Genomic DNA, 13,127 nt, shown 5'->3' on the forward strand with positions numbered 1-13,127 from the left:
AAGAGTATCATATAATCATAATTAAATAATATTTATAGAAAGGAATAATTTATGTCTAATAAAACTTCTGATAAAAAAAGTTCTCTACCTAATTTTTTATCAGCTCTCACAGGAGCTCTTATAGGTGGACTTTTGGTATTTTTGTTAACTAATGGTTTTGGAGCAATGACTAATGATAATAGTAGCAATGAAGCTGCTAATCCTCCACAAACAAAGACAGAAGAAGCGAATGTTTCAAAAAAAGAAATAGATAAGAGTATAGGAAATCTTGATGCTGATGATTCTGGCGCATCCATGGAGTCTAAGGTTGTAAAAAAATCTATAAATAGCGTTGTAGGAATTACAACCAAGTCTCAGGTTACCCAAGAAACATTTTGGGGTCCACAATCTGGATATGTTGAAGGAATCGGATCAGGATCTATTGTCAGCAGTGATGGATATATATTAACTAATTCTCACGTAGTAAGTAACGGTGATACTAGTGAAATTAGTGTACTTTTTAATGATGGTACAACCACACCAGCAAAACTTGTTTGGAATGACTCAACCCTAGATTTAGCTATTATTAAAGTAGAAAAGAAAAATCTACCAGCAATGGAACTAGCTGATAGTGATGATGTGGGAGTAGGTGATAGGGTTGTAGCTATTGGAAACCCACTTGGTTTTGAACTTCAATCTACAGTGACTAGCGGAATAATCTCAGGACTTAATCGTACAGTAAGTTTTCAAACTGGAGCACAAATGGATGGTTTAATGCAAACAGATGCTGCTATAAACTCTGGAAACTCTGGTGGAGCCTTACTAAACTCAAAGGGCCAACAAATCGGTATCAACTCTGCAAAAGCTGGAAATAGTGATGGTATTGGTTTTGCTATACCAATCAATACTGTAAAAAGTGTAATCGAACAAATAATAAAAAATGGAGAATATAAGTCAGTATATCTAGGCATAACTGGACAATCCCTAGACTATTTTAAACAATTCCCACAAGCAAATATGGGAGCTCTTGAGGATGTAGAAGGTGTATATGTATTTAGCGACTTTGATCAAGATGGTGTTTTCCAAAAAGGAGATGTAATCACTGCTGTTGATGGCAAAAAAGTAACTGATATGGCATCCTTAAGAAAGGTTCTTCTTGATTATCAAATAGGCCAAAGTGCAGAAATCACATTAATCAGAGATGGAAAAGAGCAAAAAGTTAACTTTACATTCAAAATAGATTCATCAAATGTAGATGAATATAAACAAGCTAGTCCAGAAAATAAAGTAGAAAAAAATGAGGAGGAAAATAGTAGTATTAACCCATTTAACAATCTTCCATAAAGATAAAAAGCTTGCTAGTATCTAGCAAGCTTTTATTTTTAAAATACATCGCCTTCGTTATAAACCATATCCCAAAACTTAAGTTCATAAAGCAGACAATTTTTAAAAATATCTATCAAAATATCTCTTTTTGTATCAGTCATATCCATGCCAATTTCATTTATTTCATCAACTGTCCCATCTACATATGAAAGATAAACAGGATCTAGATATCCAGTTATAAATTTGCCGTAAACATCATGATTTTTTGCCTCGGGATTTACCTTATCTATATATCTAAAAATATTTACATATCCTAAATCGCAAGCCATAAGGACCATCAATATTTCTTCATAACCCCCAATTAATGATTGAGAAATCCTATAATTTGAATAAGAAAGATTAGTAAGATTTGAAGGTTTTTTTTCAATTTCTTTAGCATCTATACCAAAATCACGCATGACCCCACGGTGGATGGCCATCTCATTTTCCATGCAATTATTTAATAGATGGGAAAATTTGCGGATGATATCCTTATTATTTGTTTTTGTAATACCAATAGCAAAAATTTTGACATGGTCCCATAGGTAAATGTAGTCTTCTTCCAGGTAATATTTAAATTTAGACATTTCAAGGTCTCCATTAATCAAACCTAATATAAAAGGATGATTGTAAAGCTCTTGCCAAATGTCTTCGGTTTTTTCGTATAAATAGTCAATAAATTTCATAAATCCTCCAATAAGTAAACCATACCCCATATTACTTTAAATTTTCTATATAACTGATATAGTATAAGTAACAATTAAATATTTCTTTTTGTATTCGGGGTGCCAAGTGCTGAGATTATACCCGCAAACCTGATAAACGTAATAGTTTCGTAGGGAAATAAAAAAGCAATGATAACTCTTTTTCCGAATATAAGAAAAAAGAGTTTTTTATTTTTAATTGTGAATTTGGATATAATAAGGAGATGACAATGAAAGCAAAATTTGATGGATATGCTAATAAATATGATGAATGGTTTATGGAAAATGAAAATATGTATTTAACAGAGCTAAGTGTCGTAGAGATGGCTCTTAAAAGTGTAAATACAGAAAAATCACTATCAGTTGGTTGTGGAAGTGGTTTGTTTGAAGTTTCTCTAAAAGATAGGGGAATTACCATTACTGATGGATTAGAACCATCAGAAGATATGGCTAAGATTGCAGAAAAAAGAGGCTTAAATGTAATTGTAGGTATCATCGAAGATGCTAAGCTAGAAGATGAATTCTATGACTGCATTTACCTAAATGGTTCATCAACATATATAGAAGATTTAGAAAGTGCCTACAAAACAGTTTATAAAGCACTAAAACCAGGCGGACACATTGTAGTAATCGATGTTCCAAAGGAAAGCCCATTTGGAATTCTTTATCAATTTGCTAGCCATGCAAAAACATTTGATTTGCCAAATTTTGAGGGGATCTTACCAAAATCACCATATCCAATAGAATTAATTACATCCACAGTAATGACAACTACACCAGAAAAACGTGATATCTTAGAAAATATAGGATTTAAAGACTTTAAATATTATCAAACACTAACAACAGATCCAGCATATTCAGATGACTATGTAGAAGAAGCTGTAGAAGGATATGACAAGGGATCATATGTTGCAATAGTAGCTGAAAAATAAGTAAAAAAATATAATTAATAAGCACAAAAGGAAGGCCATTTGTCTTCTTTTTATATGTCAAGAAAAATCCTTGACACTCCTTTAAATACGTTGTATAATGCATAGGTCAAGAAATTTTATTGACACAGTAATTTTTGAAAATTACAAGAATATTAGTGGAGCATTATGGAAAAAATTGTTAAAGTGGCCGAACTATTCGACATTTATGGACCGCTACTAAATGAAAAACAACGTGATGTTATAAATTGCTATTATAACGAGGATTTATCCTTACAAGAGATTGCGGATAATAACAACAAATCCAAGCAAGCAATTTCAGATATGATGACTCGTTCAGTTGACAAATTATTTGAGTTTGAAGATGAGCTTTCTTTGCTAGAAAAAAAAGAGGGGCTCAAGGATGCTCTTATGAGTATAAGAGAGCTGATGGAAAGTTCAAATTATGAACAAGCAATTGAAAAGATAACAGAAGAAATTGAAAAAATTTAGGGAGTGATAATATGGTGTTTGAAGGCCTATCCGATAGACTCCAAGAAACCCTTGGTAAGCTAACCGGAAAAGGAAAATTAACAGAAAAAGACATCGATAGTGCAATGAGAGAGATAAGACTTTCACTTCTTGAAGCTGATGTTAACTACAAAGTCGTAAAAGAATTTGTAAAAACAGTAAAAGAACGCGCATTAGGCGAAGATGTCATGCAGTCACTAAGCCCAGGTCAAATGGTAGTTAAAATCGTAAATGAAGAGCTAACCAATTTGATGGGGAAAGAAAACTCCAAACTAGATCTTAAAGGAAGCACACCGCATATGGTAATGATGGTTGGGCTTCAAGGTTCTGGTAAAACCACTCACTCAGGTAAATTAGTACACAAACTTAAAAGCGAAAACAGAAACCCAATGCTAGCAGCCCTAGACATTTATAGGCCAGCAGCTATTGACCAATTAAAAGTAGTTGGTAACAAAGCAGGAGTTCCAGTTTTTGAAGAGGGCAAACAAGACCCAGTAATTACAGCTCAAAATGCAAAAGATTTTGCAAGGGCAAATAATTATGATACAGTCATCCTCGATACAGCAGGGCGTCTTCAAATAGATACTGATTTGATGGAAGAGCTAAAAGCAATCAAAGAAGCAACAAAACCTGATGAAATCCTCTTAGTAGTAGATGCTATGACAGGACAAGAAGCAGTAAATGTTGCAAAAACTTTTGATGAATATCTTGACATCACAGGTGTAATACTCACCAAGCTTGACGGTGATGCTAGAGGTGGGGCAGCTTTATCCATAAGACAAGTAGTTGGGAAACCAATAAAATTTGTCGGTGTAGGTGAAAAACTAGAAGACCTAGAGTCATTTTATCCAGATAGGATGGCAAATAGGATTTTAGGAATGGGAGATGTTTTATCTTTAATAGAAAAAGCAGAAGCCCAAATTGATCTTCAAAATGCAAAAGAGCTTGAAGAAAAGATGAGAAATCAAACCTATACCCTAGATGATTTTATGGAGCAAATCAATCAAATCAGAAATATGGGTCCATTAGAAGACTTACTTGCAATGATACCTGGTGTAAATAATAAAATGCTTAAGCAAATTAACGTAGATGACTTAGGCTTTGAAAGAATTGAAGCACTCATAAGCTCTATGACACCAGCAGAGAGAGCAAAACCAGAAATAATAGGCAAAAGCCGTAAAGATCGTATATCAAACGGATCTGGAGTTAATGTAAAAGAGTTAAACAAACTCTTAAAGCAGTTTAAAGAACTGAAAAAAATGATGAAACAAGTTTCAAATATGCAAGGAAAAGGAAAGAAAGGCAGAGGTATGAGGATGCCAAAAATGCCTAAATTCCCTTTTTAATAGCTAAATAATATTTAAATATTTAATTTGTTTCAAACGTCAAAATGAAAGGAAGTAAAAATGGCAGTAAAAATTAGATTAAAAAGAATGGGACAAAAGAAAAGACCATTCTACAGAGTTGTTGTAGCAGATAGTAGAAGCCCAAGAGATGGTAAATTCATCGAAGAAATCGGATATTACAATCCAGTAAGCGAACCTAAAGAATTTAAAATCGATAATGAAAGAGCAAAATATTGGGTTGGCACTGGTGCAAAACCAACATCAATCGTTGAAAAACTTTTCAATGACAATGATGTACTAGCTTAAGAATTATGAAAGAACTAGTAGAAACAATAGTAAAAGAACTTGTAGAAGAAAAAGATCAAGTAGAAATCGAAGAAAACCGTAATGACGGCGAAGTTAACATCATAATCCATGTAGCTGAATCTGATAAGGGCAGAGTGATAGGAGTAAGAGGAAATATTATAAACTCAATCCGTACTATCGCAAGATCAGCAGCTATAAAAGAAAATGTTAAGGTTAATATAAAAATATGAGAATAACAGTAGCAGAGATAGTAACTACCCACGGCGTACGTGGTAATTTAAAAGTAAAAAGCCTAAGTGATTATGAAAAAAGATTTGAAGACGGAGCAAAATTACTAATCGGAGATGAGGAGCTTACAGTAGAATCATCCTTTGATCAAAAAGGACTAAAGGTTATCAAATTTAAAGAATATGATGATATAAATGATGTTCTTAAATTTGTGGGCAAGGATATAACCATAGAAGATTCTGATCTTGGAGATCTAAACGAAGATGAGTATTATGTTTTTGAATTAGTTGGACTAGATGTGAAAAGCCATGGGCAAATAGTAGGCAAGATCACAGATGTTATCACAGGCGTTTATCCAAATGATGTTTATGTTATAAAAACAGAAAAAGATGAAGTTTACTTTCCAGCTTTAAATGCTACTGTAAAAAATGTTGATATAGAAAATGGCTTTATAGAAGTAGAAAACTTTAGTGACTATGAATAAAATAACCATCCTGACCCTATTTCCAGAAAGTTTTGAATTTCTAAAAACTTATGGAGTTATAGGCAAGGCTATTTCAAAAGGATTATTAGAACTTGAATTTGTAAATATAAGAGATTTTTCAAACGACAAGCACAATCATGTAGACGATACAGTCTATGGTGGAGCAGCAGGAATGCTTATGAGACCACAACCAATATATGATGCTTTAATGTCTGTAAAAAAACCTGGATCCAAGGTAGCCTATATGTCTGCTGCAGGATCTCAATTCAATCAGAAATTAGCAATCGACTTTGCAGAAATTAAACATCTTATACTTATTTGTGGCCACTATGAAGGTATAGATGCAAGAATAACCAACCACTATGTAGATTATGAAATCTCAATTGGAGATTATGTCCTTACAGGAGGAGAAATCCCTGCTATGGTAGTAATCGACTCTATGGCAAGATTTATAGAAGGCGTAGTTGGTAAAGAAGAATCCCTAGTTACAGATTCACATTACAATACATTATTGCAACAAGATGAATTCACCAAGCCACGCGAATTTAATGGATATATGGTGCCACAAGACTTACTAAGTGGAGATCATAAAAAAATTGCAGCTTGGAACAAAAAATCAGCAATAGAAAAAACAAAAAGAGTCAGATCAGACTTATATGAAAAATTCCTAAGAGAGGAGAATAAAAATGGACTTAATTAAAAAAATTGAACAAGAAAACTTACGTGAAGACCAATTTGACTTTAACGTAGGAGATACAGTTAGAATATCTTACAGAATTAAAGAAGGTGAAAAAACTAGACTTCAAGACTTTGAAGGTACAGTTATCAAAATTAAAGAAGGTGGAGTAAATAAAGCATTCACACTAAGAAGAATTTCTTATGGTGTAGGTGTTGAAAGAACTTTCCTTTATAACTCACCAAGAATCGAAAAACTAGTAGTAACAAGACACGGTAAAGTACGTCGTGCAAAACTTAACTACCTACGTGGACGTCAAGGTAAAGCTACAAAAGTAAAAGAAAAAACTAATTATTAGAAATCAGAGACTGTTGGAAATTGGTAGATAATCATTGTTCCGTCATTAGAGTGCACTCACAGAAAGTTAGAGACTTAGCCCGCCGGCTTATGGAGGCATATTCCGTCGGCTGGTTGAGACACTTTCTGAGAGGGTGCTCGAATGATTTTGGAACATTTTATCTGTTTTCAACAGTCCCTTTTTTAAAATTTATCCCAAATTGTGAAAGACTAAACTATAAAAAGTATTAAGATAAGAAGGATAGATTACTAAATGAAATAGATATCCAAAGAATAGATTCATATGATGACAAAAGATTTGATGAAGCAGCTCTTAATCAACATGGATGCTTTGTGGTAAATGGCAAATTTCTCTATCAAATCAAAATAATATCTAAAAATTTGGCTCTTATAAAGTAAGTCTCCTAAAATATTTAAGTTAGATCTTGATAACATACAACCCACACAATTTTATATTGATAGAAAAAAGCTAGATGCAATAAAAACTTTTGCTAAAAACAGTGAGGATTACATACTAAAATGGGATAAATTTTGCAATGAATATTTTGAAGGTTTAGAAAATTAATATAAATTTTATAATTATTAATAAATTATAAAATAAAGGACTCAAAATAGAGTCGTTTTTTAACGTAAGAATGAATTTTTAAAATATATTCTCATTATTTTAAATTTTATAGATAATAATTTGATCTTATGTATAATATATTTAGTAAATAAGGATAAAATTATGTCAATCAATATAAACTGGTATCCAGGGCACATGAAAAAAGCTAAGGAATATTCATAAACAAAAAGAAAGTACAAAGATTAGTCCAAAAGCTAAAACTACAAGTTACAAGTTTTGGTAGGAAATCTAAGTATTCATCATACAAAGGTAAGGTAGGAAAGTTATCAGATAAAGCAATAAATTGTAATTTTAAATCACCACTACCGCATTAAAAGATAACAATAGATACACCAGAATTTAAATCTTACACTTCTTATGATAAAGGGAATACCCGAATAGGTAAACTATACTTAATGCATTTCTAGATATGTAAAATAGTGGGATAATATCATACTCCATAAGTAAAAACCAACAATACAAGCAATCTTAATCTCACTAGAAGAAACAATCAGTATAACAAGTGACTGCAAAGAAAGAATATTTTATTCCGATTAAGGATGGAGATATCAGGCAAAACAATGCACAAAAAGACTTAAAGAATATAGAATAACCCAAAGTATGTCAAGAAAATGTAATTGTATAGATAATTCTCCTATGGGAAACTTCTTTGTAATACTAAAATAAGAAATGTATTATGGTCAAAATTACAAATTCTATGATTAACTAAAACAATCCATATATGTATATATAAAATACTACAGTTAAGAAAGAATAAAAGAGAAACTAGGCTTCTTCACATTAGTAGAATTATAGAAGAAAGAGAGCAGCTTAAGAAACTCGACTTTCCCCTAGGGAAAAGTACAAATAATCAGAACTACCAGCTACAGCTTAAGCAATTATTTATTTGCCTTTTGCTACTGACTCACCCGTAAACGAGTCATAGTATTCCTTAAGACTTATTTGATCGCTAAAATAATTTTCTTATAATTGATTTCGTATATATTCTTTTATCATTTTTTCATCTCGTCCTACTGTATCCACATAATAGCTCCTGCACCAGAAATGTCTATTCCCATATTTATATTTTAGATTTGCATGACTATCAAATATTATTAATAACTTTTTCTCTTAAATATCCCATTATTTCTGATATGCTATATTTTGGTGGTATTTCTATCATCATATGAACATGGTTTACACAAAGTTCTGCTTCTATTATATAGATTCCTTTTCGTTGACACAGTTTTCTAAGTATTTGCCCTATATCTTTTTTTAATTTCCCATATATTGCTTCTCTTCGATATTTTGGTGCAAATACTACATGATATTTACATTGTCATTTAGCGTGTTATAAACTATTCTTGTCCATTAAATTCTCCTTGTTTTAATTGTGCATGTGATTATCACAATTATATATCAAGTGAGAATTTTTTGGCTTGAAGCTAAAGCTAAATTCCTCCACCTGCATAGCAGGTGGTTTTTTGTTTCACTCACATTCGTTCGTTCAACTTACTTAAGTGAACAAAAAACATCAGTCATAAATATAGATTTATGTCTGATGTTAAGGCCAAAATTTTGGTGTCCTCGAAATTTTAAAAGGGGTTATTATGCACATAAACTAGGTGTAAAAAAGATTCTACCGGATATGGACTATACTAGTAAATTAAGGTTAATCAATTTATAGCAGTGAGTAATATAGGATTATAAGTCAATTAGGACTTTCCTGTAACCTTGATTTTTAACAATGAACTAATTATTATTTAAATAGTAAATTATTAATATTGATTAGTTTTTATATAAATTTGATTACAAAATAATTTTAAATATTTTTACATATTATTTACAGAATAATAATAAATTCTAAATAAAACTTAGATAAAATAATAAATGTGTTAATTATATCCTATAAGATGGATAAACGTTTAATATATTGTTGGTTATTAAAATATCGATGGTTTAAAATTGATGATTATACACTTCAAATCATAAAAGAATAATTTATTGTTTCATTAGGATTTTAATATAAGTGTGAAGGGATACTTATGAGTGAGTTAGTTAGAACTGAAAGACTAAATTTTGAGGATTTATTTTTCTTCGAAAGAGAAGTAACACAGCCGCAAATTATAAAAAAAGAGCTTGATATGATTATGCCTAAACTTAGAAAAATTGGAATAGAGCATAAAAATATCGTTATTAGTAAGGTTGTAGGTAAAAATCCAACTAAAAAAACTATGTTGATGCAAATCCGTGTTCCAATTTCTATAAATGATGGACTTAGTAATTTTTTTAAAAAGCATCCACAATATGAATTGGAAAAAAATTTTTCAATAAATGAGGGGGTGAAATTAGCTATCACAAACAATGAAAATGAATTCCGTGAAGGTATAAAATTGTTAATGAAACAAAGACCGGATTTGGATTTATCGAATAACTCTATAATAGAACTGTCTCATATTTCTTATTACGGGGATGTTCTTGATTTTGAATTATTTTTAGAAGATAAGTAAATATAAAAAGGGGATGTACATATATGATTAATCTATATAACGATTTAGAATTTTTTCGTTGCACCAAAGCAAACTATCTTGTCAAAAAAGGTAGTATGTCAAATTACTCATTTAATATAATTGACGAAAATAATACTGATGTATTGGAATATATATTTGAAATTGAGAAGTATCCTATAGACGAGGAAAAATTTTCCAATAATGTTAAAAAATATATTGGAGATGAGTCAAAAGAATTTATACAAAAACTTTTAGAATTAGAAGTAATAAGAAGAGTTAACAATGATTCTGTTCTAAATAAAGTAATGGTCATTTCAACAATAGATGATAAAAAACTTATAGAAACTAAACTTAACCAAATGGATTTTATTATGGATGCTTTTTTTGAAATCGAAAATGTATCAGAAGATAATTCAGAGCTAGAAAAGTATATAAAAAACTCAGAAATGATATTAGTTTTCTCTAATAGTTTTAGACCAGATATTTTCTATACAATAAATTCATACATCGTTGAAGAAAATAAAGACGCTATCTTTTCTTATATGGATGGGGATGAAGGAATAGTATTACCTCTATTAGAACCTAAGTACAAAGGGTGCTACAACGACTTTGAACTTTTAAGAGAATCGTCTTTCCATAATTTATTAGAATATCAAATAATGAAAGAAGAAATTATAAAAAAAAGAACTATGAAAAAAAGTTCTTTTTATTCTGCCATGTTACTTGATTGGTCAATAGTTATAATGAATTTTATAAAAAAACAAACACAAATTAATACTTTTGCTCAATCTATTGACTTTGAAAGAATGCATTTTTCAAAAACAAAACTTTTCCGATTTCCTAAATGTCCTAGTTGTCAAGGTGACTCAAATCTTACTCATCCATTTATATAGAAAGGAGATATAAGCTATGGAGAAGTTATTAAATGAAAATGAACAATACGATGACTTTTCAGGTGAACAGATAGCATCATTTAAAAGATATATAGAAGAAAATGATGTCTTTAATGATAACGTATTTGAAGTTTTCGAAAAAAATTTAGACTATTATGCTTCTAGATATACCAGAGATGAATTTGTATCTTATGCAGAATTATTTCATGCAAACTCAGATTTTTGGAACTCAGATGAGATGGATGAAAATATAAATTTGTATGAAGTATCTGTTGATTGGAGAAATAAAACAGTTCATCCTCATGATTCAGAATATGTAATTAAAGAAGAAAAATACGTATTTATAGATTCTTTTTCCAATAAAATAAAAAAGATTCTTAATAATTTAAATAAAAAAGATATAGAACTTTATTCTTCAGTAGATTTAATTTTTTATGTAGATGGTAGTTTATATCAATATTTACCAAAAAAAAATTTTGTATTCACGTGGGAAAAAAATGGTAAAAATCTTATAGATAAAATTTCTAAAATTTTATCTATGGACTTAACTGATAAGATAGTAATAATTCCTATATTTATACCTATAAGGAAGATGCTATTTCTTGGTGAATATGGTTATAGAGAATCACTCATAGACTATGGTAGAATACTTTCACTAGTTGAACATAGTACTGATGATTCTAAGATTATTCGAAGATTTGAGTCTAGATATATAAATGAAAAATTCCGAATAGATTCAGTTGAAAAAAGTATTATTAGCATTATTACATGTTAAGGAGATAAAATGGAAGGTATAAGACTAAATAAGTATTCAGATCAAATAAAAGAAATTTCTAACAATATAGCTAATTTACCAGATATAGAGCAAGTTGCTATAATTCATGAAATAATCGACGATACTCCTTACAAGACAAAAGAATATAATAAATATTTACATGATGAATACCATATTTCACATAATAAAGAAAATATAATTAATAGTAATGCTAAAAGAATAAAATTAAAACCTTGTGAAGATATGTCAAATTGTGATTTGAAAAAGGTTATAACTCAAAGATATTCTATTCGTGACTATAAAAACGAAGAAGTGTCTTTTGAGCAATTCAGTACAATTCTACACTATAGCTTTGGAAAAAAACGTACTGCACGAGGAGCTTATGATCAAAGAGAATATCCTTTTAGATTCGTTAATAGTGCTGGCGGTCTCAACCATCTTGATCTGTATGTATTCGTAAATAAAGTTACTGGAGTAGAAAGTGGAATATATTATTATGATTTTATTAATGATGAGCTCATACAAATTGAACATGGAAATATGAGATTAGCTGAGAAGTATGTCAATTATCAAAATGAATTTACTGTATATTCTAATTTTATAGTAACAATTGTATCAGACTTATCTAGAATAGTTCCTAAATATTATAAGCGTGCCTATAGAATGGTGCATATGGATGCAGGAATTGCAACAGCGTATATGCAATTACTTGGAGAGTATTTAGGCGTATCCTCTTGTATAGTTGCGGGTTTTTTAGAAAATGAATTAGAAAAATTACTTTCTTTAACAGAAAATGATTATCCAATTTCCACTATGTCCTTTGGAATTAAAAATTAATGTTTAACTATTCTCTATTAATCTTTCTGGTATTTCCCTTAGTCCAGAGGATGTTAGATAAGTTAATTCATTCTAGAATTGTAGTGTTGGCCGCACATATACTTATGACAACTAGTCTAGCATTATACATAGTACTACGTTATAAGATGGAATTAATAATACAGGCAACGAATGTTGAATTTTTATTATGCGTAGGTTTTATCATTATAGGTTTTTTAATTTATATGGTAGATTTATTAATAAAAAATATTTTATTAAATGATTTGTTGATACTAGACATAAAATTTTATACTAGCTTTAATGATATATCATTATTAAGATTAATCTTATCCTTGATAATATCAATTGGTGAGGAGTTTATATTTAGATTCCCTATAAGTCAATTAGAATTTGTGAAGGGAGTGTTATTATTTATGCTAGGATCAATTTCATTCGGTATAATTCACTTTTACTTTTCAAAGTATGATGGATTATCTAAAATAGTTATTGGACTTATTTTTGGTATGATTGTTCTAATAACTAAGAATATTTATTATTCTATAATAGTTCATATTACTTATAATATTGCGATTGAATTATTTGGTGGGGTAAATACAAGGAGAAATAGAGATGATGTTTAGGAGT

The 13,127-nt window shown here is 30.0% G+C and carries 15 protein-coding genes, 1 pseudogene and 1 riboswitch; of the genes and pseudogenes, 14 read left to right on the forward strand and 2 right to left on the reverse strand.

Annotated features, from left to right (window positions below; translation table 11 throughout):
- Positions 1 to 51: 51 nt before the first annotated feature.
- Positions 52 to 1,323 carry a S1C family serine protease gene (locus ACKRLN_RS01490; protein ID WP_416335031.1) on the forward strand — a complete coding sequence of 424 codons (1,272 nt, stop codon included), beginning with the start codon at positions 52 to 54 and terminating at the stop codon, positions 1,321 to 1,323.
- A gap of 38 nt (positions 1,324 to 1,361) precedes the next feature.
- Here the strand turns inward: ACKRLN_RS01490 and tenA are convergent, their stop codons facing one another.
- Positions 1,362 to 2,030 (reverse strand): thiaminase II, encoded by a 669-nt coding sequence (gene tenA, locus ACKRLN_RS01495; RefSeq protein ID WP_416335032.1) that lies wholly within the window; start codon positions 2,028 to 2,030, stop codon positions 1,362 to 1,364.
- An 85-nt stretch (positions 2,031 to 2,115) separates the two neighbouring features.
- Positions 2,116 to 2,203, forward strand: a riboswitch (TPP riboswitch).
- Between the two features lie 75 nt (positions 2,204 to 2,278).
- On the opposite strand from tenA, the gene ACKRLN_RS01500 reads away from it, so the two are divergent.
- The 8 genes from ACKRLN_RS01500 (at position 2,279) to rplS (ending at position 6,885) form a co-directional block, all read left to right on the forward strand.
- A complete protein-coding gene (locus tag ACKRLN_RS01500; RefSeq protein WP_416335033.1) occupies positions 2,279 to 2,980 on the forward strand; it encodes a class I SAM-dependent DNA methyltransferase in 702 nt (233 codons plus the stop codon).
- A gap of 165 nt (positions 2,981 to 3,145) precedes the next feature.
- Complete coding sequence (gene ylxM / locus ACKRLN_RS01505; RefSeq protein WP_115594946.1) at positions 3,146 to 3,469, forward strand: YlxM family DNA-binding protein; 324 nt, start codon at positions 3,146 to 3,148, stop codon at positions 3,467 to 3,469.
- An 11-nt stretch (positions 3,470 to 3,480) separates the two neighbouring features.
- Positions 3,481 to 4,833: a signal recognition particle protein gene (gene ffh, locus ACKRLN_RS01510; protein ID WP_416335034.1), complete on the forward strand. Its 1,353-nt coding sequence runs from the start codon at positions 3,481 to 3,483 to the stop codon at positions 4,831 to 4,833.
- A gap of 60 nt (positions 4,834 to 4,893) precedes the next feature.
- Complete coding sequence (rpsP, locus tag ACKRLN_RS01515) at positions 4,894 to 5,139, forward strand: 30S ribosomal protein S16 (protein ID WP_101540903.1); 246 nt, start codon at positions 4,894 to 4,896, stop codon at positions 5,137 to 5,139.
- 5 nt (positions 5,140 to 5,144) lie between these two features.
- Positions 5,145 to 5,369, forward strand: a complete 225-nt coding sequence (locus ACKRLN_RS01520) for a KH domain-containing protein (protein WP_203127585.1) — start codon at positions 5,145 to 5,147, stop codon at positions 5,367 to 5,369.
- The gene (gene rimM / locus ACKRLN_RS01525) at positions 5,366 to 5,851 is read left to right on the forward strand and encodes a ribosome maturation factor RimM (protein WP_416335035.1); all 486 of its coding nucleotides are present in this window, start codon (positions 5,366 to 5,368) and stop codon (positions 5,849 to 5,851) included. The genes ACKRLN_RS01520 and rimM overlap by 4 nt, the downstream gene beginning before the upstream one ends.
- The gene (gene trmD, locus ACKRLN_RS01530; protein ID WP_416335036.1) at positions 5,844 to 6,551 is read left to right on the forward strand and encodes a tRNA (guanosine(37)-N1)-methyltransferase TrmD; all 708 of its coding nucleotides are present in this window, start codon (positions 5,844 to 5,846) and stop codon (positions 6,549 to 6,551) included. Before rimM ends, trmD begins: the two co-directional genes overlap by 8 nt.
- Positions 6,538 to 6,885 carry a 50S ribosomal protein L19 gene (gene rplS / locus ACKRLN_RS01535; RefSeq protein ID WP_203127588.1) on the forward strand — a complete coding sequence of 116 codons (348 nt, stop codon included), beginning with the start codon at positions 6,538 to 6,540 and terminating at the stop codon, positions 6,883 to 6,885. The genes trmD and rplS overlap by 14 nt, the downstream gene beginning before the upstream one ends.
- A 1,506-nt stretch (positions 6,886 to 8,391) precedes the next feature.
- Here rplS and tnpA read toward each other — a convergent pair.
- A pseudogene (gene tnpA, locus ACKRLN_RS01540) lies at positions 8,392 to 8,824 on the reverse strand (IS200/IS605 family transposase); the annotation flags it as partial.
- A 709-nt stretch (positions 8,825 to 9,533) separates the two neighbouring features.
- On the opposite strand from tnpA, the gene ACKRLN_RS01545 reads away from it, so the two are divergent.
- From ACKRLN_RS01545 to ACKRLN_RS01565, 5 genes are all read left to right on the forward strand, one after another.
- Positions 9,534 to 9,998 (forward strand): hypothetical protein, encoded by a 465-nt coding sequence (locus tag ACKRLN_RS01545; RefSeq protein WP_296143190.1) that lies wholly within the window; start codon positions 9,534 to 9,536, stop codon positions 9,996 to 9,998.
- A 95-nt stretch (positions 9,999 to 10,093) separates the two neighbouring features.
- Positions 10,094 to 10,891 carry a hypothetical protein gene (locus tag ACKRLN_RS01550; protein WP_203127590.1) on the forward strand — a complete coding sequence of 266 codons (798 nt, stop codon included), beginning with the start codon at positions 10,094 to 10,096 and terminating at the stop codon, positions 10,889 to 10,891.
- Positions 10,892 to 10,907: 16 nt separating this feature from the next.
- Complete coding sequence (locus ACKRLN_RS01555) at positions 10,908 to 11,666, forward strand: hypothetical protein (protein ID WP_416335037.1); 759 nt, start codon at positions 10,908 to 10,910, stop codon at positions 11,664 to 11,666.
- A 9-nt stretch (positions 11,667 to 11,675) separates the two neighbouring features.
- Positions 11,676 to 12,503, forward strand: coding sequence for a SagB family peptide dehydrogenase (locus ACKRLN_RS01560; protein WP_416335038.1), 828 nt, complete (start codon positions 11,676 to 11,678; stop codon positions 12,501 to 12,503).
- 224 nt (positions 12,504 to 12,727) lie between these two features.
- On the forward strand, positions 12,728 to 13,123 hold the full coding sequence (locus ACKRLN_RS01565) for a CPBP family intramembrane glutamic endopeptidase (RefSeq protein ID WP_416335039.1): 396 nt from the start codon (positions 12,728 to 12,730) through the stop codon (positions 13,121 to 13,123).
- Positions 13,124 to 13,127: the final 4 nt, after the last annotated feature.

The organism is Anaerococcus sp. AH8042_DFU013_CI05 (genome assembly GCF_047936775.1).
Lineage (GTDB): Bacteria > Bacillota > Clostridia > Tissierellales > Peptoniphilaceae > Anaerococcus.